Origin of the sequence: Planomonospora sp. ID82291, assembly GCF_015711645.1 — a bacterium.
GTDB lineage: Bacteria > Actinomycetota > Actinomycetes > Streptosporangiales > Streptosporangiaceae > Planomonospora.
In genome coordinates this window covers 925,155-948,637 of record NZ_JABTEX010000001.1, presented here as the reverse complement: position 1 = coordinate 948,637, position 23,483 = coordinate 925,155, and the positions used below count along the sequence as shown (strand labels likewise).

Below are 23,483 nucleotides of genomic sequence, written 5' to 3'. Positions count from 1 at the left end.
CGGAGCGGGCTCGTGTTCATCGTCTCGGCGGGCCGGCCGCGGAGGGGCGCCGTCGGCGAGGACCCCGGGGGGCCCGGGTGAGGGCGTCGGGCCCCCGGTGGTGACACCGCCGTGCCGGAGGCGGGGTCATGCTTCTGGTCTGCCGCCACGGTCTCGCTTGAGCGCCGAGTGCACCGCCGCCGTGCCGGCGATCCACAACCCTGCCGCTCCCCCCGCGGCTCCGGCGCCGATCATGACCGATCCGGCGACCGAGCTGCCGTCTCCAAGGGCGAGGAGGGCGCCTGTGACGCCGACCAGAAGCGAGAGGAGGACTCCGGCGATGGCCCACCAAATGAGGTTCGTCTTGCTCACGGGCCGGTCTCGCCTTCCTGGGGGAGCGCTCGCCTGGTCCATCCGGATGTCGGACGAAGGTTCATGACACTAGGAGTAGCAGGGAGTAAACCTCCGAAATCGTCCGTTGACCGGCCTCGGATGAGACGGTCGCTTCTCCGGACGCTTTCGGACGTATCCGGATGCAGCCGGAAGCATTTGGGCAAGGACCTCAAGTACGACAAGTCGTGTTCGGTGCAATGAACCGTCGTGAGCCTGACCTGTGGGACCATGGGTACTTCCGAGGGCCAAGTGGCAGGACGGATTCTTTTCCTGCCTAGTCGTGTCCTCTTTTTCCTTTTTTAGGGCATTTGCGATCCCAGGCAGGTTGGATCATGAGTGAAGTCGGTCCAAGTGGCGACCCCCTTGCGTCGCTTGTCGCGCGGATGTGGAAGCTGTACTCCGTCGAAGCCGGCCAGCCGGCCTATCCGCTGCTCGCGCGGGTGGCGGAGGGTGTCATCGCCGAGGCCGGCGCCGAGCGTGAGTGGCTGAAGCCTCTTCCGCGCACCACTGCTCACGATCTTTTGAGTGGAAAGTGGAAAAAAGTTCCTGACTGGTGGCTTGTCCGGACTCTTGTGATCGTGTGTCACCGTATTGCCGTTAAGTCCGATCTCGGGATAGCTCCGCTGGATGATCTCTTCAGGGAGTTCAACCAGCTGTGGCGGGCCGCGAAGGAGAACGAGGGCATCCCGGTACCGGTGGTCCACTCCCCGGTGGAGCCGCCCCTGGACGCCGATGACCACGCCGCCGCCGACGGGATCGCCGGCGACCTCCTGGCTCCGCTCGCCGGGGAGGCCCCCGCGCAGAGGCCCGTGCAGAGGACCGCACCGCCGGTGCCCCTCCTGCCGGAAAGCCGGGGACGTCTGGGTGGGCGAAGGCTCGAGCGGGCTCAGGAGGGCGACCCCTGGGCCGCCTACGAACTGGCCGTGCTGCTGGCGTGCGAGGCTGCCGGCATGGGCGAGAGCGACTCGGAGGAGGCCAAACGCTGTGGCGATGCGGCGGCCTACTGGAGGGCGAGAGCGATGGGCAAGGTCGCTCAAGCCGCAGAGCTTCGACTGCACGGTCTTCAGCTCGTCAAGGCGGCGCGTGCGCTGGCCATCGAGTACAAGCGAGCCGGGAGAACCGGTTCCATGGACTTCTTCAGGGCGGTCACGAAGGCGGAGGGGGCTGTTCAGGGCCTCAAGTTCGCGTCTGCGGTAGGCACGAGGCCGAGAGAAGCCGCCGTCTTCGACGATCTCAACGAGCCGCGAGGGGGCGATGTCCTCGACGGAGCCTAGCGGTGGCCGCCGAACCGCGGGGAAGGACGGTTCTGCGCGGTGTCGGAGACGTGCCGGACGGGACGGTGGCCTCGCACTGCGGGCAGGCGGCCGGGAACCCCTCGTGGCTCCACGCCCCAGGGCGGCCTGCGCGGGAACGTCGTTCCGCCCCCGCTCCGCGGGACGCGGAGCGGGGGCGGGCCGGGGGAGGTCCGGGGTCCGCGGGGGCCGGCGTCACGCCAGCAGCGCGGAGCCGTACTTGAGGACGACCGCCAGGATCAGGACCAGGATCACGATGGCGGCGGCGATGGCGTCGAAGTCGGCGTCGATGAACCTGCGCGCCGCCGCCTGCGCGCGGGACGGCAGCGGCAGGTTGCCGTCGCGGATGTTGACATGGGTCAGCGTGCCGAACACCAGCGTCGTGGAGACGGTCACCAGCAGGCACCACGGGCACAGCGCGCCGATCACGAACATCGACTGGTAGAACAGCCAGTACGCGAAGACGACGCCGAGGGCGTAGACGATCTGGGCGGCGAACATGAACCAGCGGGGGAAGCGCGTGCCGCCCAGGCTCGCCACCGCGATGGTGATCACGACCGGTTCGGCCACCAGCCCCAGGAAGGCGTTGGGGAAGCCGAACAGCTGCGCCTGCCAGGATTCGGCGACGGTGCCGCAGCTGATGACGGCGTTGATGTTGCACGACAGGTTCACGCCGGGGTCGGCCGCCAGCAGCAGCGCGTCGATGGAGAGCACGAAGGACGCGGCCAGGCTCACGCAGGCCGACAGCAGCATGGTTCCGAAGATCCAGGCGTTGCTGTGCCGGAGGCGGTGCAGGCGGGCCAGTACGGTGCTCGCCGCACCGGTCGTCTCAGTGGTCGTCACGGTGGTCGTCTCAGCGGTCGTCGCGTCGCTCGTCCCGGTGCTCGTCATGACGGCCGTCACGACCCCTTGACCGCGGTGACGGCGGCCGTCAGCGGTCCGGCGGTGTACAGGTCGCCCTCGAACGTCACACCGTTGATCTTCACTGTGGGCGTGCCGGAGATCCCCGTCGCGAACACCGCGGTGGTGGAGGAGGCGACCCACGACTCGAAGGTCCGGCGGGTGAAGGTGTCGACGACCTCCTGCGGCACCCCGGCCTCGCGGGCCAGGCCGGCGATCTCGTCGTCGGACAGGCCCTGACCGCCCTCGGCGGGCTGATCGGCGAACAGCGCCGCGTTGAAGGCCAGGAGCTTGCCGGGTGCCTGGTCGGCCACCGTGGCGACCGCGTTGGCGGCTCGCGTCGAGTACTCCGTACCGCTGGACATCCGGTCCAGGAACGACAGCGGGTACAGCTCCAGGCGTACCGTGCCGTCGGCGACCAGCCGCTCCAGCTCGGCGCTGTTGGCCTGCTCGAAGCGCCCGCAGAACGGGCACATGTAGTCGAGGTAGACCTCCAGCTTCACCGGCGCGGCGGCGTTGCCGACGGACAGGGCCCCGCCGGCGGTGGCGTTCGCCGGAGCGGCGGCCGCGCCCTGCGCGGCCGTTCCGCCCCGCGCGGCCGCGTCGTTCTGGGGCTCCGCGTTCCCGGCGGCGTTGACGAGACTGATCACGATGGCGGCCAGGAGGAGCACGATCACCATTCCGCCGCCGGCGGTGATCAGGCGGTTCCGCTTCTTCCTGCGCTCCTCGGCGGCGGCCCTGGCGTTGCGTAGCTCGCGGGTCCTGGTCCGTGCCTGCGTACTCATGGTCTCGTCTCCCGTGCTCCCCGTCGGTGAAAGGTCGAGCACCATGGCCGCGGCATCGTCCGCCTCCCCGCTCGGCACTCGGGCATGGCCCTGTCCGCGCTCGATGGTGGTGCTGTCATCCAGTCTGGGGTGTGCCGCTCCGCTCGGACCGGAGGCTAAAGTCCCCTACCGCCGCGACCTCCGTCCCGGAGCGGGGGCGGACCGGCGGGCAGGCGCACGGTGAAGACGGTGCCGCCGCCCGCTCGGGCCGCGGCGGTGAGGGTGCCGTCGTGCGCCTCGACGATCGCGCGGGCGATGGCCAGCCCCAGCCCGGTGCCCTTGATCCCGGCGTCCTGGGCGGTGGAGGCGCGGAAGAACCGGGAGAACAGCTGGCCGTACTCCTCGGCGGGGATGCCGATCCCGGTGTCGGCGACGGTGACGACGGCCCCGTGCTCGGCCCCGTGGTCGGTCCCGTGGTCGGCCCCGTGCTCGGCAGGGTGCGCAGCCCCGTGCTCGGCCGTGGGGTCGGCCGTGGGGTCGGCAGGGTGCGCGGCGGCGGGACGGTCCCCGCTGTCACGCCGGGCGGCGACGGTGACGGTGCCGCCGTCGGGGGTGTACTTGAGCGCGTTCGACAGCAGGTTGTCCAGAACCTGGCGCATCCGCAGCGCGTCGGCGTGCATCGGCAACCGGACGGGCAGGTCGGCGACGAGGGCGAGGCGCTTGGCGTCGGCCGCGGGGCGGTGCTCGTCGACGGCCTGGCGCACCACCTGGTCCAGGTCGATCGGCCTGCGTTCGACGGTCACGTGTCCGGCGTCGAGCCGGGCCAGGTCGAGCAGGTCGTCGACCAGGGACTGCAGGTGGGCGCTCTTGCGGTCGATGACGTCGGTGAACGTGCGCTGGGCGTCGGTCAGGTCCGGGTCGTCGGCGAGCAGTTCGGCGTAGCCGCGGATGGCGCCGATGGGGTTGCGCAGCTCGTGGGTGACCACGGCCATCAGCTCGTCCTTCATCGCGTCCAGCTGCCGCAACCGCTTGACCTGCCGCTGCTCCTGGAGCAGCAGGCGTTCGCGTTCGGTGGCGAGGCGGCGGCGCTCGGTCACGTCGCTGGAGATGCCGTCGATGAACAGCCGCCGGCCTTCGCGGCGCGGCAGGGCCCGGATCCAGATCCACCGGGTGCGGTCGTCCACGCCGACGACGCGGCATTCGATCTCCGCGGGCTGCGCCGCCCGCAGCCGGGCGACGAAGGCGTCGTAGGCGGTGCGGTCGTCGGGATGCACATGCCGGGCGATCAGGTCGGCGAGGTCGATGTCGTCGGAGATCGCGCGGCCGAACAGCGCGGTGGCGTTCTGGCTCTGGTACACCGACCGGGTCTCCCCCTCAGGGGTGATCTCGGCGGTCCAGACGTTGTCGTTGATGTGTGCGACGACCTGCTCGAACTGACGGCGGCTGACGGTCAGGGCCGCGCTGAGCTCCTCGGCCCGCTGGCGTTCGGTGCACCGGCTGATGTGCGCGCAGACGCCGTCCAGCAGTGCGATCAGGTCGCGGTCGGGCTGCTGGACGGTGTCGGTGACGAGCAGCAGGACGCCCAGGATGTGCCGGCCGCTGCGCACCGGCAGGCCGACGCCGGCGCGCAGCCCGGCCTGCAGCGCCTGCTCCTTGCGGGAGAAGTCGCGCGGGTCGCCGGCCAGATCGGTGATCCACATCGTGTCGCCGCCGGCCCAGACCATCCCGCAGAAACCCTGCCCGGGCAGGAGCCTCGTCGGTCGGCCCTGCAGGAAGGCGGTCAGGTCGCGGCCGGGCACCGTCCACAGGCCCGCCCGGACGATGGCGCTCCGGTCGGAGGTGACCTGCCAGTACTCTCCGCCGCACCAGTCCAGGCCCTCGGCGATCGCGGCGACCACGTCGGAGGCCGCCTCCTCGACCGAGGACGCCTGGGCCAGGATCTCGGACACGGCGTGCTGGACGGTGCGCAGCACCTCGGCCTTGTGCCGGTCGGTGATGTCGTCCAGGACCGCCACCGCGCCCAGGCGGCGTCCGTCGGCGGTGTCGATCGGCCGGGCGGTGACGGAGAACCGGCGCGGGAGCCGGCCGGGCATGTGCGCCACCACGTGTTCGCCGTCGACGTGCTCGCCGGCCAGGGCCCGCGCCAGCGGCAGCCGGTCGGCCGCCAGCGGGGTGCGCCCGTCGGCGGTGTGCAGGCGGTAGACGGCGGCGAGATCGCGTACGTGCAGGTCCGGGACGTGCGGGCGGCTGTGGCGCAGCGCCTGGTTGAACACCGCCACCCGGCCGTCGGCGTCGCAGGCCAGCACGCCGACGCCCAGGCTGTCCAGCAGCGTCCGCAGGAACGTCTGCTCCTGCTCCAGCCGGCTCCGGTCCGCGTACCGGTCGGTGATGTCGTGCAGGAAGGCGTGGAAGGCCGGGGCGCCGTACTCGATGGTGGTCTGTATCGCCAGGTCGACCGGGAACTCCCGCCCGTCGCGGTGGACGGCGCTCACCTCCAGCCGGCGCGCGCTCGGGGTGCGGCGGTCCCCCGCCCGGGCCAGTCCCTCCCGGTGCGCCCGCCGGAACCGGGAAGGGATGATCAGCTCGGTGAGCGGCCGTCCCACGGCCTCGGCGGCGGACCAGCCGAACAGGCGCTCGGCCGCGGCGTTCCAGGTCGTCACCACGCCCGCCGTGTCCAGCGAGACGAACGCGTCATGCGCCCCCTCCACGACCGCCCGCGCGTGCAGCGCCTCCTGGTGGGCGACGAGGGCCGCGCGCGCCAGGGCGATCAGCCGTTCGACCGGACCACCGGGGCGGCCCCGCTCGCAGCCGCCCGGCGCGCCGCGGGGGCCCGCGGTGTCCCGGCGGTGCACCGCACCGTCGTCGCCGTGGTCCTGAGCCGATTGCACGCGGTTCACCTCCCCGAGTCCTCGCCCCCTCTATCCCCGCTACGACTCCCACCAAAATGGCGCCGGCCTCGGGTGACGGCGGGGACGCGGACCGTACGGGCTCAGGCCGCGGCGTCGAAGGCCGCGAAGGCCTCGTGCAGGCTGCCGCGCGTTTCGAAGTGGCGGTCGAGATTGGTGATCGTCAGCAGGTGGGTGATCATCCCGGGGGCCAGGACGAGGACGAGGCGGCCCCGTGAGTCCCGGACCCGGGTGAACGCGCCCACCAGGACGCCGAGCCCCACCGAGTCGCAGAAGGGCACCCCGGTCAGGTCCATCACCAGGCAGGGGCTGCCCGGGTGGTCGAACACCTCGTCGATCGCGGCCCGGAACCGGGGAGCGGACGCCATGTCGAGCTCACCCTCCGCCTTGATCACCGTGCAGGGGCCGTCGCGCCAGGTCCGGACGCCGAATGCAGGAATCACGATCATCACCTCCGCCGGATTCCCACTGCCCGGGATCGGAGGCGCTATGCGTCGTATGTCACTTTTTGCAGATGTTCTGCGTGGCGGTCCTGGCGGTGGGGGAGGCGGTGGGCGACGCGGTGGAAGCGGTGGTGGGAGCGGCGGTGGACGGGGTGGCCGCGACGGTGACCTCCTGGACGCCCGAGTACTTCCGCCCGAGGATGACCTCGATCCCGTCGCCGAGCTCCTCGACGAGACGCGACTCCGCGCCGGGGAGGGCGGCGGCCACGGTCCGGGCCGAGTCCTCGCGGCCGGGGCCGTACCGGACGACCGGGGCGTCGTAGTCCCTGCGCCGGGTGTTCCCGGCGGCCTGGGGGACCAGGAAACCGGCCTTGAGGAGGGCGTCCCTGGCCCGCGAGCCCAGGCCGTCGATCATCGTGCCGTTGAGCACCTTGAGGGAGATCCGCGAGGGGGGCACCGTCAGCGCGCCGGCCGAGGGGGTGGCGGCCGGGGTGGGCTCCGGCGTCGCCGCCGTGGCGCGCGCGGCGGGCTTGGACGGCTCGGTGAGCGGCTCGTCGGCGGCGATCCGGCGGAAGAGCGCGCGGGCGGCGGCGGCGTCCCAGAGCACGGCGGACTCGCCGGTCGGGGTCGTGTGGTCGGCGTCGGCGATCGGGACCTTGGCGAAGACGACGTCGTCGGTGGAGACGTCCTTGAGCTGCTCGGCGAGACCGAGCAGGTCCTGGCGGAGGGCGTCGTCGACGCGGATCGTGGAGAGCACGGTGTCCAGGAAGCCGGCGAGCCTGCCGGGGTCGGTCAGCGTGTCGCTGCTCAGCGCCTGGCTCAGCAGGGCGGAGACGACCTGCTGCTGGCGGTCGATGCGGTCGAGGTCGGAGCGGGCGGTGGCCCGGGTGCGGGCGTAGGCCAGGGCCTTGACCCCGTCGAGCTCGTAGGTGCCCGGCTGGAGCGCCAGGGCGGTCTTCGGGTCGTTGATCGCGACCGGGGTGCAGACCGAGACGCCGCCGAGCGCGTCGACGACGTTGACGAAGCCGAGCACGTTGACCTCGACGTAGTGGTGGATCGTCAGGCCGGTGGCGTTCTGCACCGTGCGCACGGTGAGCTTGGGGCCGCCGAGCTGGTAGGCCGCGTTGATCTTGTGCTCGCCCTTGCCGGGGACCGTCGTCCAGGTGTCGCGGGGGAGGCTGACCACGGTGGCCCTGCGGTGGTCCTCCGACAGGTGGATCACCATCATGGTGTCGGTCCGCTGCCCGGACTCGCGGCCCAGCTTGAGCTGGTTCTGCTGCTTGCGGGTGAGGTCGTCGCGCCGGTCCACGCCGACGAGCAGGATGTTCATCGCACCGGTGGAGCGCGCCCCCGGGACGCCCGCGTCGACGGGGACGATCTTCCTCGTGGTGAAGTCCGTCAGCGCCCACGCGGCGCCGGAGCCGGCGAGGACCACGACCGAGAGCGCGCCGGCCGCGAGCAGGTTGCGCCGCCGGGAGCGAGCGCCCCGGGCGGACCTGCGGTCGCGCCTCGGAGCCACCCGGACGCCTCCGTAGGCGTCCCCGCCCACGTGCACACCCGAGTCCTCGTCCTCCGGGTCGCGCATCAGCCCCCCTAAGCTCTGACTGGGTCGATGAGGTGCCCGTCCGTACAGTAGCGTGAGCGACGCCATGAAGCAGTTCCCCGACTCGCCCGCGCCGGCGTCGTCTCCCGAGACACGTGTCTGGCCCCCCGTCTCCGTCGTCATCCCGGTGCTCAACGAGGAGCGCCACTTACGGGAGGCGGTGAACCAGGTCCTCTCGCAGAAGTACGGAGGACCCATCGAGGTCGTCCTCGCGATCGGCCCCTCCCAGGACCGCACCCAGGAGGTCGCCGACGCGATCGCGGCCGAGGACCCCCGGGTGACCGTGGTCCCCAACCCGACCGGTCGCACCCCCAACGCGCTCAACGCCGCCATCGCCGCGTCCCGCAATGGGATCATCGCCCGGGTGGACGGCCACGCCATGCTCCCGGAGGACTACCTCCAGGTCGCGGTGGAGACGCTGGAGGAGACCGGCGCCGACAACGTGGGCGGGGTGATGGCCGCCGAGGGGATCACCCTCTTCGAGCAGGCCGTGGCCCGGGCCATGACCTCCAAGATCGGCGTGGGCGGCGCCCGGTTCCACACGGGCGGCACCGCGGGCCCGGCCGACACGGTCTACCTCGGCGTGTTCCGGCGCGAGGCGCTGGACCGGGTCGGCGGCTACGACGAGCACTTCCAGCGCGCCCAGGACTGGGAGATGAACCACCGCATCCGCTCCACCGGCGGCCTGGTCTGGTTCCAGCCCCGGATGCGCGTCTCCTACCGGCCGCGGCCGAACACCAAGGCCCTCGCCCGGCAGTACTTCCACTACGGCCGCTGGCGGCGGGTGGTCGCCCGCACCCACGAGGGCACGATCAACCTGCGTTACCTGGCGCCCCCGACGGCGGTGCTGGCCATGCTGGCCGGTCTGCTGGTCGCGCCGTTCTTCTGGCCGGGCCTGCTGATCCCCGGCGGCTACGTCGCGGCGATCGTGGCCGGCTCGGCGGTGACCGGCAGCGGCCTGCCGACGGGTGCGCTGCTGCGGCTCCCGCTCGTCTACGCCACCATGCACCTCTCATGGGGCTGGGGCTTCCTGACCAGTCCGGCGAGCCTGGCCAGGCCGGAGCGCTGATCCGCGGACCGGACCCCGGACCTCAGCCGTCCGGGGTCTCCGCGGCGAACCGCAGGAGCGTCTCGGCGACGAGCACGTCCACCGGGTGGGTGACCTTCATGTTGAGCTCGCTGCCCGGCACGATGTGGATCGGCACGTCCGGCAGGTAGCGCAGCAGCACGCCGCAGTCGTCGGTGGCCGGCCGGTCCGCGAAGCCGGGGTCGGCGAGCGCCCGCTCGTAGGCCTCGCGGATCACCGGCAGCCGGAAGCACTGCGGGGTCTGGGCCCGCCACAGCCGCGACCGGTCGGGGACGTCGCCGACGACCGCGCCGTGCGGCCCGGGCGCGGTCACCACGATCGTGTCGGAGCTCGGGACGGCCACCTCCACGGCCGGATGGACCTTCAGGGCCTGCGCGCACGCGGTGATGATGCGCGGCTCCAGCAGCGGGCGCGCGGCGTCGTGCAGGAACACGTCGCACTCCCGGCCGCGCAGCGCCTCCAGCGCCCGCCAGGTGGTCTCGGTACGGCTCGCGCCGCCCTCCAGCACCCGGCCGACCTTCCCGAAGCCGTTGCGGGCGACGAGCCGCTCCACCTCCCCGGTGAAGCCGGGGGTCATCAGCACGAGGACCTCGTCGATCTCCGGAGCGGCGTCGAACACGGCGATCGTGTGCTCGATGATCGTCTTGCCGGCGATCTCGATGAGCTGCTTGGGGGTGTCCCGGCCGACCCGCTGGCCGACCCCGCCCGCGAGGACGACTCCGACGGCGGGACGGCGTGGCTGGGGAAGGGTCAAGGCGGAAATCCTCCGGACGGTGCGCGTAGGGCGAGGTTAGCGGTTGGACGCGCCGGTCGCGCTCCCGTGATATCCCGTCAGGATCTCGCTACGCTGGGTGCGCTCTCCCCGATTCGCACGGTGATCCCGTCGGATGCGAAGGAGCCCGGCTTGCGCGACTCCACCCCTGTCCCCCCGTCTCCGTCCCCGCCCCCGCCCTCCGGCACCTCTCCGACGACCGCCGTCGTCCTGGCCACCACCGCGGCGGCGTCGCTGCGCTGCGGCGGCGGGCCGGACGACGACACCCTGGCCGACCGGCTGACCGCCCAGCTCGGCATGCTCCCGGTCCGGGAGGTGCACGTGGTGGGCCGGTCCGGCGCGGTCGTCCGCGCCGCCGACGGCACCCACCTGATCGGGACGCACGGCTCCGCGGGGCCCGCCGACGACCTGCGCCGCATCGCCCGGGTGGCGCGCGAGGCCGCGGGGCCCGTGGCGGTGCTGGCGGGGGACGTGGTGGCCCACACGGAGGCGCTGGCCGTCCTGCTGGACCATCCCGCGCGCGACACCGGGGCGGTGGTGGTGGCGGCGGAGGCGGACGGCGACGGGCCCGGCCCGCTGCACCCGCCGGTCCGGGTCGAGGGCGGCCGGGTGGTCGCCGTGGGTGTCGCCGGGCGGCGCGTCGCCGGGGCCAACGCCACCTTCCGGGGCGTGCTCCAGATCGGCGGCGGCGACCTGGCGATCCTCGCCGAGGTCGCGGAGGAGCTGGCGGCGCGGGCCGCGGGCGAAGGGGCCGGCGGGCCCGGCGGATCCGGCGCCGGCGCGGAGGCGGGTGAGCTGCTCCTGGCCGGTCTGGTCCACGCGGGCGCCGCCGTGCGCGCGGCCGGGCCGGGGCGGCTGCACTGCGACCGGGTGGCCGGGAGGATCGCCGCCGAGGCGGCCGTGCGGCGCCTGACCGAGGTGGACGAGGACCGCGCCCGCCTGGAGGCGGCGGTCAAGTCCGACGACGGCTTCTTCACCACCTACGCCGTGAGCTCCTGGTCGCCGCACCTCGTCCGGCTGGCCGCCGGACTGCGGCTGACACCGAACGCGGTCACCGGGTTCTCCGTCGGCCTGGCCGCGCTCGCGGCCGTCTGGTTCTCGGCGGGGACGCGCGAGGCGCGGATCGCCGGTGCGGTCCTGCTCTACCTGTCGTTCGTGCTCGACTGCGTGGACGGCCAGCTGGCCCGCTACACCCGCGCGTTCTCCCCGCTCGGTTCGTGGCTGGACGCCACCTTCGACCGGGTCAAGGAGTACGCCGTCTACGCGGGACTCGCCGCCGGGTACGCCGCGGGCGCGCTGGGGGGCGCGGTGGGGGGCGCGCCGGGGGATGTGCTGGGGAGCGCGGCGGGGGGTGCCGCGGGCGAGGCCGCGCGGGCCGCCGCGGGGCGCGAGATCTGGGCGCTGGCCGTGGCCGCGCTGATCCTGCAGGTGCTGCGCCACATGGCCGACTCCGCCTACTCCGGGGCCCGCGCCGACGCGGCGGCCCGCGCGGCCGCCGGCCGTACCGGGTGGGGGGCCCGCATGGGAGCGGACCGGCCGCTGGTCCCGGCGCAGGCCCCGCCGACGGACCCGTCCGGCGAGGCGGGCGGGAACACGGGCGGAGGCACGGACGGGGGAGCGGACGGGGAGACGGGCGCGGGACGGGGCGGGGGACCGGACGCCGGGCGGGCCGCGGGCGGCGTCGCCGGGCTCTCGCGCCGCCTGGAGCGGGGCGCCTTCACCCGCCGGCTGAAGAGGATGATCGTCCTGCCGATCGGGGAGCGCATGGCGCTGATCGCGGTGACCGCGGCGGTGTTCGACGCCCGGGTGACCTTCCTGGCCCTGCTCGCCTGGGGCGGCCCGGCCACCCTCTACATGCTCGGAGGCAGGATGGGCAGGTCGATGGCGTGATGAGCGTTCCCTCCGCGGGGCCCCCTCCGGGACCGCTCCCGCCCACGGCCCCGCCGCGCGGCACCGTGGCGGTCCACCGCGACGACGGCGTGCCGTCCCGGGCGATGGGTGCCCTGGTGTCCGGGCAGATCCCGCCGCTGCCGCCCGCGCTCGTCGGGATGTTCGTGACCGGCGTGCTGCTGAGCATCGGCGTGGCCGGGAGCGACGACCTGTCGGTGTTCGCCCCCGTCGTGGTGCTGCTGCTGACCGGGCCGGGCAGCTCCCACCGGCACGACGGGCGGTTCGACTGGCTGGTCCCGCCGATCCTGCGCCTGACCGAGTACGGCTTCACCGCCGCGGTGGGGTTCGCCCACGACGTCCCGCCGTGGCTGGTCTTCGCCCTGCTCGGCGCGGTGGCCTTCCACCACTACGACGTCGTCAACCGGATGCGCCAGAACGCCCCGCCGCCGCCCTGGCTGGCCGCGGCGGGCCTCGGCTGGGACGGGCGGATGCTGCTGGTCGCCCTGGGCGGGCTCATCGGCCAGGCGACGCCGTTCCTGGTGCTCCTCACGCTCTTCCTGTGGGGGCTGTTCTGCTGGGAGAGCCTCACCTACTGGGCGGCCGTCCCGCGTCCCGGAGGGGGCGCCGCAGGGCGCTGAACGCCGGCGGGAGAATGCCTGGTGAACCCCGGATTACACGATCAGGGGTCAAAGGGAACTAACCTTTGGGGCCAGGAGAGCCCGCCGAGGGTCTCACTTGGATGAGGAGTGCACGTTGCTGGGAATGGTGCTGGCCGCCGGGGCCGGACGACGCCTGCGGCCGTACACCGACACGCTGCCCAAGGCGCTCGTGCCGGTCGACGGTGACACCACGATCATGGACATCTCGCTGCGGAACCTCGCGGCCGCCGACCTCCGTGACGTCGTGGTCATCGTCGGCTACCAGGCGCAGGCCGTACACGAGCGCAAGGCCGAGCTGGAGCGGCGGCACGGCGTGAAGCTCACCCTCGTGCACAACGACAAGGCCGAGGAGTGGAACAACGCCTACTCCCTGTGGTGCGCGCGCGACCACTTCGACCAGGGCGTGCTGCTGGTCAACGGCGACACCGTGCACCCGGTCTCGGTCGAGCACACGCTGCTGTCGGCCCCGGCCACGAGCGACATCCTGCTCGCGGTGGACGACGTCAAGAAGCTGGCCGACGAGGAGATGAAGGTCGTCCTCGACGACGCCGGCCACCTGCGGCGGATCACCAAGCTGATGGACCCCGCCTCCGCCGCGGGCGAGTACATCGGCGCGACCCTGATCCGCCCGGGCGCCGGCGCGCGCCTGGCCGACGCGCTCCAGGCCACCTTCGAGCGCGACCCGCAGCTGTACTACGAGGACGGCTACCAGGAGCTGGTCGCCCGCGGCGAGAAGATCGCGGTCGCCCCCATCGGCGACGTCCCGTGGGTCGAGGTCGACAACCACGACGACCTGGCGAAGGCGCGGGAGATCGCGTGCCGATACTAGCCAGGATGCTCCCCGCCCCGCTGACCATGGAGGTGCGGCGGGGCGCCATCGCGGAGCTCGGCTCGCTGCTGGCCGACAGCCGGGTGGCGACCTCCGGGCGGGTGGCGGTGGCGGTGGGCGCCGGCCAGGGGGACCGGATCGCCTCGGTGATCGCGCCCTCCCTGGGCCGGGCCCAGGTCTTCCGGGTGCCCGACGGCTCGGTCGACGCCGCCGTGACGCTCGGCGCGGACCTGCGCAAGGGCGCCTACGAGGCGGTCGTCGGCATCGGCGGCGGCAAGACGATCGACGCGACGAAGTACGCCGCCTCGCTCGCCGGCATCCCGATGGTGGCGGTGGCCACCAACCTGTCGCACGACGGGATCTGCTCGCCGGTGGCCTCGCTCACCCACGACAGCGGCAAGGGCTCCTTCGGCGTGCCCATGCCGCTGGCCATCATGGTGGACCTCGACTTCGTGCACGACGCGCCCCCGGCGCTGGTCCGCTCCGGGGTCGGCGACGTGGTGAGCAACCTCTCGGCGATCGAGGACTGGCAGCTCGGCAGCGCCGAGCGGGGCGAGCCGATCGACGGCCTGGCCTGCTCGATGGCCCGCACCGCGGCGGAGGCCGTCATCGGCCGCCGCGACTCGATCGAGTCGGACGCGTTCCTGACCGTGCTGGCCGAGTCGCTCATCCTGTCCGGGATGTCGATGGTCGTCGCGGGGTCGTCCCGTCCTTCGAGCGGCGGAGACCATGAGATCCTTCATGCCGTGGACCAGCTCTATCCCGGCACCTCCAATCACGGCGAACTCGCCGGGATCGGAGCGGCCTTCTGCTTCTTCCTGCGCGAGGACCCCGCGCGGCTGACCCAGGTCGTCGACTGCCTGCGCGGGCACGACCTACCGATCACCCCCGGCGACGTGGGGCTGAGCGCCGAGCAGTTCACGGCGGCGGTCGCGCTGGCGCCCGCGACCCGCCCCGGGCGCTACACGATCCTGGAGCACCTGCGCCTGTCGGAGTCGGAGATCAGGGATCGGGTGGAGGACTATGTCCGGGCCGTCGGTCGCTGAGCTCCGCGCGGTGGCCCAGCCGCACTCGACCATGGAGCGCAACAGCGGCGAGCACTGGGCCGGCGTGCTCTACATGCGCAAACTGTCGATCTACGTCACCTGGGTGCTGGCCAAGACGCCGATCACGCCCAACCAGACCACCTGGCTGATGATCCTGTGCGGTCTGGCGGCGGGGGCCGTCCTGGCGCTGCCCGGCCTCGGCGCGGCCGTGGGCGCGGCCCTGCTGGTCCAGGTCTACCTGCTGCTCGACTGCTCCGACGGCGAACTGGCCCGCTGGACGCGGCGGACCTCCATCACCGGGGTCTACCTCGACCGGGTCGGCCACTACTTCGCCGAGGCGGCCCTGCTGATCGGGCTGGGCTTCCGGGCCTCGGAGACCCTCCCCGACTGGTACACCGTGGCGGGCTTCGGCGCGGCGCTCGGCGCGATCCTGATCAAGGCGGAGACCGACCTGGTCGACGTGGCGCGGGCCCGCTCGGGTCTGGTGGCGGCGACGGAGTCCTCGGCCGAGCAGTTCCGGTCGCGCGGCCTGGGCCTGGCCCGCAGGGCGGCGGCGGCGCTGAGGTTCCACCGCATCGTCCAGGCGGTCGAGCTCTCGCTGCTGGTCGTGGTGGCCGCCGTCTGGGACCTGGTGAGCGGCGGCCTGGCCGCGACGCGGGTGCTCGCGGTGGCCTGCGTGGCGGTCGCCGTCCTGCAGATGGTCCTGCACCTGGTCAGCATCCTGGCGTCCCGGCGGCTGTCATGAGGAACCGGACGGCGGCCCGGTGCGTCGGAGATGCGGGCACCTTGCCGTTCGGTGGGTGTTCGCCGACGCTTCCGATACGCTTGTCCCCTGGTGAATCGACAGACCGCACCCCCGCCGGAATTACCCGCCCCAGCAGACTCGGTGATCATGAAAGTATGTCCCGCACGTGCTCTCGACGCGTCAAGGCGATGACCCGTTGAAGATCTCGTGCGTCATCCTCACCATGGGCAACCGGATCCCCGAGCTGGGCCGGGCGGTCGAGTCCGCGCTGAACCAGGACGACGGCGACGTCGAGGTGGTCATCGTCGGCAACGGCGCGGACGTCCCGGAGCTCTCGGTCGGCGTGCCCCCCGGCTCGTCGGCGTCGATCAAGACGGTCCGGCTCTCGCACAACGCGGGCATCCCGGCGGGACGCAACCGCGGCGTGGAGGAGTGCTCCGGCGACGTCGTGCTCTTCCTCGACGACGACGGCTGGTACGGCGAGCGGACCCTCGTCTCCCACCTGCGGGAGCGCTTCTCCGCCGAACACGACCTCGCGGTCGTCTCCTTCCGGGTGATGGACCCCGACGGCGGCGCCGGGCAGCGCCGCCACGTCCCCCGCCTGCGGGCGGGCGACCCCGAGCGCTCCTCGCCGGTCACCACCTTCCTGGGGGGCGCCTGCGCGATCCGCCGCTCGGCGTTCCTCCAGGTCGGCGGCCTGCCGGAGCGGTTCTTCTACGCCCACGAGGAGACCGACCTGGCCTGGCGGCTGCTCGGCGAGGGCTACCGCATCGAGTACGACGCGCAGACCGTCATGTACCACCCGCAGGTCCCGCCGACCCGCCACGCGGACTTCTACCGGCTCAACGCGCGCAACCGCGTCTGGCTGGCCCGCCGCAACCTCCCCTGGCCCCTGGCGTTCTTCTACCTGCTCAACTGGCTCGTCCTCACGCTGGTCCGCGAGCGGTCCCGCCCGGCGCTGAAGGCCTGGTTCCAGGGGTTCCGCGAGGGCCTGCGGGAGCCCGCCGGCGAGCGCCGCCCCATGGGCTGGAAGACCGCCTGGCGCATGCTCCGCCTGGGCCGCCCGCCGATCGTCTGACCGGTCCGGGCCCTGGGGCCCCGGACCGTCCGTCCGCGCGCCTCAGAGCGTCTCCAGGGCGTCTTCAGAGCGCCTTGGCCTCGCCGAAGGCCATGGCCGTGTGGTCGACGGTGAGGGTCATCAGGGCCCGCTTGGGCAGTCCGAGCTCGCTCAGCTCCCTGGCGACGGGGTGGTTGCCCAGCCGGATCAGCGCGCCGCCGGGGCGCGTCCGCACCCCACTCGGGGAGACCGACCAGGGGATGCGCCGGGTCACGCCGTCCAGGTGGCTGTAGGCGTCGAAGGGCGTCGCGCTCGCCGGGACGGGCACCCGGAACCCGGGTCTGACCAGCAGGTCGACCACCAGGCGGCCGTCCTTGCGGACGACGCACCGCTTGTACGGCGAGGCCAGCCGCAGGTCGATGTCCGCCGGCTCCTTGGGGAACCCCCAGATCGTCCGGCCCGCCTCCAGGGTGAAGCCCTGGTCCACCGGGAGCCAGTGGACGAAGAACCCGGCCCCGGACCGGCGCAGCTCCGCCAGGTTCGCGCGCAGCCCCCGGCGCGGCGGCGGGCCCGCCTCGGGCGGCCGGATCATGAAGGCGACGCCGAACTCGTGGTAGGCGTCCAGGTCGCCGTCGGCGTAGTCGACGAACGCCAGCGTGCACAGGGCCCTGCCGGGCAGGACCTCGGCGGCGTCCAGCCCGGAGTAGGCGAGCACCGCCCGGGCCGCGTCGGCCCGCACCAGGTAGGAGGCACTGCAGACCGCGGCGTCCCGGACGCGCACCGGCATGCTCACGTCGCGTCCCTGGATCAGATGGCGTGCCATGGTTCCAGTGAACCAAGCTCCCGGCCCGCCGTCACCGGTTCCCCGGCCCATTCCTCCAGCAGGTTGACGAAGGCGCCCGCGTGGCCGGACCAGTCGTGGTGCAGCGCCGCCTCGGTGCGCCCGCGGGCGCCCATGGCCGCCGCGCCGGAGGGGTCGTCCCGCAGCGCCAGCACGGCCCGGACCGCGGCACCGACGTCCCCGAAGGGCACGACCGCGCCGCAGCGGACCCGGTCGACCATCGAGGCCGCGGCCGGGACCGGGGTGGTGACCACCGGGATCCCCCGGGCCATGTATTCGATGATCTTGGTGGGCGCCGGGCGCTCCCGGCCGGGGGAGTCGTGCCGGAGGGAGAGCCCGGCGATCGCGCCCTCGGCCATCCGCAGGGCGTGCCGGTCGGGGACGTGGCCGTACCAGTCGAGCAGGCCCTCGCGCTGGGCGTCGCGCAGCAGCGGCCGGGTCCCGCCGTCGGCGGGGCCGATCAGGTCCAGCCTGATGCCGTGCGGGACGAGGCGGCGGGCGAGCTCGACGAGTTCCGCCGCGCCCCGGGAGTACGAGATCCGCCCGAGGTGGACCACCCGGCTCTGGTGCCCGGGCGGCAGCGGGGGGCGCCGGGGCACGCGGGCGGTGTCGGGGACGACCGGGTGGGAGCCGGTGAAGCGCTCCCGGTGGGACTCCTCGGCCAGGACGAGGTGGAGGCGGCGCTCGGCGCGGGACTCGATCCGGCGCACCAGGGCGGGCAGGGACCGGAACAGGCCCGCCGGGAGGCGGGTGTCGGCGGCCAGGTCGGCGGCGAGGTCCTCGGGGTGCTCGCGCACGTCCCAGACGGTGGCGGGGCGGCGCCGGGGCAGCCGGAGCAGCAGCTCGACGTCGTGCACGACCAGCAGGTCGGCGCCCTCGACCCCGCGCTTCAGCGCCGCGCGGGCGGCGCTGAGCGCGCGCCGGCGGCGGCGTCCGGCCGCACGGGGCACGTCGATCGCCCGGATCCGGGGGTCGGGGGTGACGTTGCAGTCGGTGAAGGGGGCGACGTAGGTGATCTCGTGCCCGGCGTCGAGGAGCGCCCGGATCTGCCGATGCATGATCCGGGCGTCTTCGGGGTGATGGACGACCGTCCCGAAACATACCCGCATATCCCGATGCTGAGCGGTGGTTCCGTCGTCACCGGGTGGGTTGCGTGAACTACCGGGGAACCGGGGCTGAACTCTCCCCGGGGGCGGGAGGCTCCCCGGCGGTGCTCCGGGACTCCGCGGGCCGCCGGTAGAGCCAGACCAGGCGCGGCTCCAGCAGCCACTTGAAGGCCGTACGGGTCTCCGGCAGGCACAGGACGATGGCCAGGGCCACGGAGCTCGACATGATGGCCAGCACGCCCAGCGGGCCGTGCAGCCAGGGGACGTCCAGCCAGCCCTGGTCCTTGGCGACGAGCACCACGACGCCGTGCAGGAGATAGGCGTAGAGCGTGCGGGTGCCCAGGTCGGAGAACCAGGTCTCGCGCCGGGGGACCAGCGCCAGCAGCGCGAACGTCAGCGCCAGCGCGGCGACCAGCATGGCCCCGCGCACGCCGAGCCCCACCCACCAGCTCATGTCCATCGACTTGAAGCTGTAGCGGAAGTAGACCGGGTCGAGCCCGACGTGCGGGGCGAGGACGATCGCGACCCCGGCGCCGCCGGCGGCCACGACTCCGGCGACGATCCTGACCCAGAGCGGCTTGAGCAGGTCGAAGTGCTCGGGCTTGAGCATCAGGCCGAGCACGTAGAACGGGAGCAGGCCGAAGAAGCGGTCGATGCTGAAGTCACCGGAGATCTCGGAGAACCCGGCGACCAGGTAGATGACCACCGCGACCAGCAGCGGCTGCCGCATCCGGGTCCAGATCGGCGTGGAGATCCGCCAGAGCACCAGGGCCAGGAGGTACCAGTTCAGCCAGGCCGGGTCGATGATCGTCAGCGTCCACTTCTGGCCCAGCGCGTAGCGGAGCAGCGCGTAGCCGATCTCCACGACCACGTACGGCACCAGCATGGTGTCGACGAGCTTGTTGATCTTCGCGTTGGAGTTCCAGAAGTTCCGGCCGAGATAGCCGCTGATCAGCACGAACGCCGGCATGTGGAACGTGTAGATGAACATGTACGCGGACTTGGCCGAGTGCGCGTCCATCGTCGGGACCAGCGAGTGCCCGGCCACGACCATGGCGATCAGGACGAACTTCACGTTGTCGAGGTACGGCTCGCGCTTCTTGCGCGCCGGAGGGGCCGCGGGCTCGTCGGCGGGCAGGCCCTCCCCGTCCGCGGGCCGTCCCGCCTCCGCCGCGGCGCCGGTGGAGGGGAGACCCGCCTCCCGGCCGGGGGAGGTCTCCCAGGCCGACGGGGCGCGGGGCGCGGGCGGCTGGGGCTCGCCGGGCCGGGGCCGGGCCTCGCGGTACGGCGGATGGCCCCACGCGGTGACCTCGCCGGGCGCCTCCTCCTCGACGGACCTGCGACGGCTCCCCCAGCCGGGGGCGGGCCGCCCGGAGTCCGGCGGGTCCGGCCAGGAGGCGTCGGACTCCGGGAAGGGCGCCGCGGGCTGCTGCACGTGTCCGGGCATCGGCCACGGGGCGGGGGTCCGGCCACGTCCGTCGGCGGGCCCCGCGGGGGCGGCGCCCTGGGCGCCGTCGTCCCTGGAGGCCGGAACCGGGAAGGAGGATCGGGTGTCGCTCACGGGGGAAACGCTCAGCTATCTGTCGGAGACGGGAGGTCGGGCACGCTGGCGGGGGCGCCCCGGAGGATGCGGCCGCGTGGGCCCCGTGGGTTCGCCTCGCCGACCTGCCCACCATAAACCGACCGCGTGCCGCCTGTCGCACGAGGAACGACCTTGCCCCGGGTTCACGGGAAATCGTGACTCTCCGGAGGCCGCGGAACCCGCGCCCTCCGATGCGGTTCCGCCTCCCCGGGTCACTGGCAGGGGTCGGTCTTGGTGTCGACGACCTGGTCCTTGAGGGAGTCGGGGATCTTGGTGGGGACCCGGACGCCCTTCCAGTCGTCGCCGATGACGAGCTGGACGACCGGGCCGGTGGGCGACTGGGTGATCGCGGTGGCCGGGGAGTACCTGTCGGCGGTGATGGGCTTGACCTTGCCCACGGTGGGGGTCAGCTTCTCGCCGGAGAGCCGGGCGGCGAGCGCGTCGGCGTAGGAGGGGCCCTCGGCGGTGTCCTTCTTGGCGTAGCGCACCGAGGTGGCCGGCACGTTGCCGGTCGCCGGGCGGGCGTTGCCGACCTGGGTGACCACGAAACCCTGGGCGGCGAGCTTGCCCGCCACCTCCGAGGCCAGGCCCGGCTTGTCGGTGCCGTTGAGGACCTGGACCCGGACCTGCTCGTGCTTGACGGCGGGCTTGGCGGAGGCGGTGGGCGAGGCGGTCGGGGTCACCTCGGTGTCGTTCTTGATCGACTCGAAGAGCTCGCCGGCGGCCGGCTGCCGCCAGACGACCCGGTTCTTGTCGGTGGGGTCGGCGCCCCACGGGACGGTGATGAACTTGACGCCGCTGGCGGTCAGCGCCTTGGCGCTCATCGCGATCTCGATCAGGGCCTGCTGGTCGCTGGCCAGTTCCTCGTCCATCCGGACGGACTTGGCGACCTCGCCGATGAAGGCACGGAGTTTGCCGATGTCGGTGAGCAGCTCGCTGCTGGTCGCCTTCTGCACCACCTTGGTGAGGAAGACCTGCTGGCGCTTGATCCGCTGGATGTCGCTGCCGTCGCCGTAGTCGCGCAGCCGCACGTAGCCGAGGGCCGCCTCGCCCTTGAGGTTGTGCCAGCCGGCGGCGAGCGTGAGCTTGGCCTTCTTGCTGTCCACCGGAGTCTTGAGGCAGATCCGGATGCCGCCGAGGGCGTCCACGATGCTCTTGAACCCGGTGAAGTCCACCTCGACGAAGTGGTCGATGCGGATGTCGGTGAGGTGCTCGATCGTGGTGATGGTGCAGGTGATGCCGCCCTCGTTGTAGGCGGCATTGATCATCTCGCGCCTCGCGGGGACCTGGTTGCCGTTCTCGCCCTCGCAGGCGGGCATGTCCACCATGGAGTCGCGGGGGAAGCTGACGAGCGTCGCCTTGTCACGGTTGGGGGAGATGTGCATGAGGATGATCGTGTCGGTGCGCTTGCCCGCGTCGGCCATCTTCTGGCCGTACTTGAGGTTGTCGCCCTCGCGGGTGTCGGAGCCGACCAGCAGGACGTTGAGCGCGCCGGTCGCGTTCACCGGGCGGTCCTTGGTGTCTTTGATGGAGACCGTCTTGAAGCTGTTGACGGTGTCCAACCACAGGGTCTTGTAGCCGGCCAGGGTGCCCAGCACCAGTACGCCGGTCAGTCCGATGCCCGCCCAGCCGCCCGCGCCGATCCGCCGGGCGGAGCGGCTCTTGCCGCGGGGAGGGGTGTTGCTCGGCAGGGTCTCCTCGGAGCGGATGCCGTCGCCGCCGCGCCGGGAGCGGCGGGGACCGGGGCCGGACGGCGGCGTCCGGTCCTGCGCGGCGACATGCCGGTGGTCGCTCATCCACCCTCCTCGCTCGGCGGCAACGCGCTGCGCTGCCTCTGCTCGCTCATCGCGCCCAAAGAGTAGGCCACGCGGCCGGTACGAGGGATTGTGATGGGCTGAACTTGGTCATGCCCATCCTCTTGCTCGCCACCGTGATGATCCGGTCGCCCAGCATACTCAAATTCGGACATTTCATGGAATGTTTGGCAAATTAGGTTTACCGACTGCGAGAACCAGGGCCAGGCACGCGACCGGCACGGCCGGGAGCACGTACCGGTGGTCGAACTCCGCCGTCGCCGCGGGCATCACCAGCAGCAGCACCGCCACCGCCCACGGCAGCGCCCACGCCGCCCGCCCGGACCCGGGGCGGGGACCGCGCCGCCGCCACCGCCGTACGCCCGCCAGGACCGGCGGGGCGGCCAGGATCACCAGCAGCACCGTGCCGGGCAGCCGGGCGACGTCCTGGTAGGCCCGCATCCAGCCGGCGTACGGCTCGGCGACCGCGGTGCCGATCGGCCCCCGTTCGTAGCGCTGCGCGAACTCCGCACCCACCGTGGCGGGGTAGCGGCCCGGCGGCGGGGGCGGCTCGGCCGGGAACTCGTAGTAGCCGTAGATCTCCGCGTCCGGGTAGACCGGGCGGTCCCAGGTGAAGGAGCGGGCCAGCTCCTCGGCGACCGAACCCAGGTAGTCGAGCGGCTGGCTGCGCAGGGCCAGCGCGGCGAACCGCCCGGCCAGCGCGTCGTTCTCCCGGCTGAAGGTGATGCCGGGCAGCCGGACCAGCGGGGCGTCGGGGCTCCAGATGTACTCCTGGGAGGGGGGCCGCTCGGCCGGGGGCCGGGGGTCGCAGAGCACCGCCAGGTCCGCGGGCGGCCTCATCACCGCGCAGTCGGCGAACGCCATCGTCTTGGAGTAGAGGAAGACGCCGTTCGCGCCGACGAGGCCGACCCGCTGGTAGGTGGCGTGGAACCAGGCCCCGTACCCCAGGACCGGCAGCGCCGCCGCGACCAGCATCACCCCGGCGACCACCGCGCGGCCCCGCGCCCGGTACAGCAGCCAGCCCGCGAAGAGGGCGGCCAGCGGGAGGCCGACCGTCCTGGTGAGCGTCGCCGCCGCGACCAGCAGGCCGATCCCGCAGGCCGTACGCCGCGTCACCTCGCGGGACAGGGCGAGCAGGACCGCGGCGAGGACCAGCGCGGCGAAGAGCGCGTCGGAGACCAGCAGGTGCTCCAGCTCGATCTGGTAGGCGTCCAGCAGCACCGGCGCGGAGGCGAGCGCCGCCGCCCGGCCGGGGGCGCTCAGCCGCCGGGCGGCGAGGTAGAGCAGGACGCCCGTCGCGAGCCCCAGCAGGTGCTGGACCAGGGCCACGAGGGCGAAGCTGTGCAGCGGCTCCAGCAGGCGCAGGAACATGGAGTACCCCGCGGGGCGGACCAGGTCCGGGCGGGGCTTCAGCGCGGTGACGACGTAGGTGTAGGAGTCGGGGAACCAGATCGCGGGCCGGTAGCCCAGCATGGTCACCGCCCGCAGGACGGCGCCGAGGCCCAGCACCCCGAGGAACCACCGGTGCTCCCGCGCGAGGCCCGGCACCCCGAGGAACCACCGGTGCCCCCGCGCCAGGCCCGGCACTCCCGGGAACCGCCGGTCCTGCCGGACGTGCTCCGGCGCCTCCGGGGCCGGTTCGTGCTCCGGGACCGGCTCGCGCTTTCGGACCGTGCGCCCGCCCGCGAGCCACCGACGCCCCCGTACCCGTCCGGCCACCCGCCGCCCCCTTCGCGCGTTGCGCGTACGCTATCGGCTCCGGCGGGCGGGGCCGT

The 23,483-nt window shown here is 73.1% G+C and carries 20 protein-coding genes; 8 read left to right on the top strand and 12 right to left on the bottom strand.

The features are described 5' to 3' along the window. Positions 1-126 precede the first annotated feature (126 nt). Positions 127-351 carry a hypothetical protein gene (locus tag HS045_RS03985; RefSeq protein ID WP_196449802.1) on the bottom strand — a complete coding sequence of 75 codons (225 nt, stop codon included), beginning with the start codon at positions 349-351 and terminating at the stop codon, positions 127-129. Between the two features lie 353 nt (positions 352-704). On the opposite strand from HS045_RS03985, the gene HS045_RS03980 reads away from it, so the two are divergent. Further along, positions 705-1,646: a hypothetical protein gene (locus HS045_RS03980; protein ID WP_196449801.1), complete on the top strand. Its 942-nt coding sequence runs from the start codon at positions 705-707 to the stop codon at positions 1,644-1,646. 213 nt (positions 1,647-1,859) lie between these two features. Here the strand turns inward: HS045_RS03980 and HS045_RS03975 are convergent, their stop codons facing one another. The 5 genes from HS045_RS03975 to HS045_RS03955 form a co-directional block, all read right to left on the bottom strand. After that, the gene (locus HS045_RS03975) at positions 1,860-2,555 is read right to left on the bottom strand and encodes a vitamin K epoxide reductase family protein (protein ID WP_196449800.1); all 696 of its coding nucleotides are present in this window, start codon (positions 2,553-2,555) and stop codon (positions 1,860-1,862) included. A gap of 8 nt (positions 2,556-2,563) precedes the next feature. Beyond that, positions 2,564-3,349, bottom strand: coding sequence for a thioredoxin domain-containing protein (locus HS045_RS03970; protein ID WP_196449799.1), 786 nt, complete (start codon positions 3,347-3,349; stop codon positions 2,564-2,566). Positions 3,350-3,504: 155 nt separating this feature from the next. After that, complete coding sequence (locus tag HS045_RS03965) at positions 3,505-6,216, bottom strand: PAS domain S-box protein (protein ID WP_196449798.1); 2,712 nt, start codon at positions 6,214-6,216, stop codon at positions 3,505-3,507. A 101-nt stretch (positions 6,217-6,317) separates the two neighbouring features. Beyond that, positions 6,318-6,683, bottom strand: coding sequence for an STAS domain-containing protein (locus HS045_RS03960; protein ID WP_230883420.1), 366 nt, complete (start codon positions 6,681-6,683; stop codon positions 6,318-6,320). A 52-nt stretch (positions 6,684-6,735) separates the two neighbouring features. Then, a complete protein-coding gene (locus tag HS045_RS03955) occupies positions 6,736-8,262 on the bottom strand; it encodes an LCP family protein (RefSeq protein WP_196449796.1) in 1,527 nt (508 codons plus the stop codon). Positions 8,263-8,326: 64 nt separating this feature from the next. Between HS045_RS03955 and HS045_RS03950 the strand changes: the two genes are divergently transcribed. Next, a complete protein-coding gene (locus HS045_RS03950) occupies positions 8,327-9,349 on the top strand; it encodes a glycosyltransferase family 2 protein (RefSeq protein ID WP_196451039.1) in 1,023 nt (340 codons plus the stop codon). 22 nt (positions 9,350-9,371) lie between these two features. On the opposite strand, the gene HS045_RS03945 is transcribed toward HS045_RS03950, so the two are convergent. Beyond that, positions 9,372-10,121: a 2-C-methyl-D-erythritol 4-phosphate cytidylyltransferase gene (locus HS045_RS03945; RefSeq protein WP_196449795.1), complete on the bottom strand. Its 750-nt coding sequence runs from the start codon at positions 10,119-10,121 to the stop codon at positions 9,372-9,374. A gap of 150 nt (positions 10,122-10,271) precedes the next feature. Here HS045_RS03945 and HS045_RS03940 point away from each other — a divergent pair, with 150 nt between their 5' ends. The 6 genes from HS045_RS03940 to HS045_RS03915 all read left to right on the top strand — a co-directional run bounded on the left by HS045_RS03940 (position 10,272) and on the right by HS045_RS03915 (position 16,386). Next, entirely contained in the window at positions 10,272-12,029 is a 1,758-nt protein-coding gene (locus HS045_RS03940) for a CDP-alcohol phosphatidyltransferase family protein (protein WP_255531613.1), read from the top strand. Beyond that, a complete protein-coding gene (locus tag HS045_RS35300; protein ID WP_255531612.1) occupies positions 12,029-12,667 on the top strand; it encodes a DUF5941 domain-containing protein in 639 nt (212 codons plus the stop codon). Before HS045_RS03940 ends, HS045_RS35300 begins: the two co-directional genes overlap by 1 nt. Positions 12,668-12,782: 115 nt before the next feature. Continuing rightward, the gene (locus tag HS045_RS03930) at positions 12,783-13,517 is read left to right on the top strand and encodes a sugar phosphate nucleotidyltransferase (RefSeq protein WP_196449794.1); all 735 of its coding nucleotides are present in this window, start codon (positions 12,783-12,785) and stop codon (positions 13,515-13,517) included. A gap of 5 nt (positions 13,518-13,522) precedes the next feature. Further along, positions 13,523-14,563, top strand: coding sequence for an iron-containing alcohol dehydrogenase family protein (locus tag HS045_RS03925; RefSeq protein ID WP_196449793.1), 1,041 nt, complete (start codon positions 13,523-13,525; stop codon positions 14,561-14,563). After that, complete coding sequence (locus HS045_RS03920; RefSeq protein WP_196449792.1) at positions 14,541-15,308, top strand: CDP-alcohol phosphatidyltransferase family protein; 768 nt, start codon at positions 14,541-14,543, stop codon at positions 15,306-15,308. The genes HS045_RS03925 and HS045_RS03920 overlap by 23 nt, the downstream gene beginning before the upstream one ends. 196 nt (positions 15,309-15,504) lie before the next feature. Further along, entirely contained in the window at positions 15,505-16,386 is an 882-nt protein-coding gene (locus HS045_RS03915) for a glycosyltransferase family 2 protein (RefSeq protein WP_196449791.1), read from the top strand. A gap of 64 nt (positions 16,387-16,450) precedes the next feature. Here the strand turns inward: HS045_RS03915 and HS045_RS03910 are convergent, their stop codons facing one another. From HS045_RS03910 to HS045_RS03890, 5 genes are all read right to left on the bottom strand, one after another. Continuing rightward, positions 16,451-17,188, bottom strand: coding sequence for an acetoacetate decarboxylase family protein (locus tag HS045_RS03910; RefSeq protein ID WP_196449790.1), 738 nt, complete (start codon positions 17,186-17,188; stop codon positions 16,451-16,453). Further along, positions 17,173-18,264, bottom strand: a complete 1,092-nt coding sequence (locus HS045_RS03905; RefSeq protein WP_230883419.1) for a glycosyltransferase family 4 protein — start codon at positions 18,262-18,264, stop codon at positions 17,173-17,175. Before HS045_RS03905 ends, HS045_RS03910 begins: the two co-directional genes overlap by 16 nt. A 100-nt stretch (positions 18,265-18,364) precedes the next feature. Beyond that, positions 18,365-19,873 (bottom strand): acyltransferase family protein, encoded by a 1,509-nt coding sequence (locus tag HS045_RS03900; protein WP_196449788.1) that lies wholly within the window; start codon positions 19,871-19,873, stop codon positions 18,365-18,367. Positions 19,874-20,106: 233 nt separating this feature from the next. Then, on the bottom strand, positions 20,107-21,690 hold the full coding sequence (locus HS045_RS03895) for an LCP family protein (protein ID WP_196449787.1): 1,584 nt from the start codon (positions 21,688-21,690) through the stop codon (positions 20,107-20,109). A 174-nt stretch (positions 21,691-21,864) separates the two neighbouring features. Then, positions 21,865-23,427: a hypothetical protein gene (locus HS045_RS03890; RefSeq protein WP_307827373.1), complete on the bottom strand. Its 1,563-nt coding sequence runs from the start codon at positions 23,425-23,427 to the stop codon at positions 21,865-21,867. Positions 23,428-23,483: the final 56 nt, after the last annotated feature.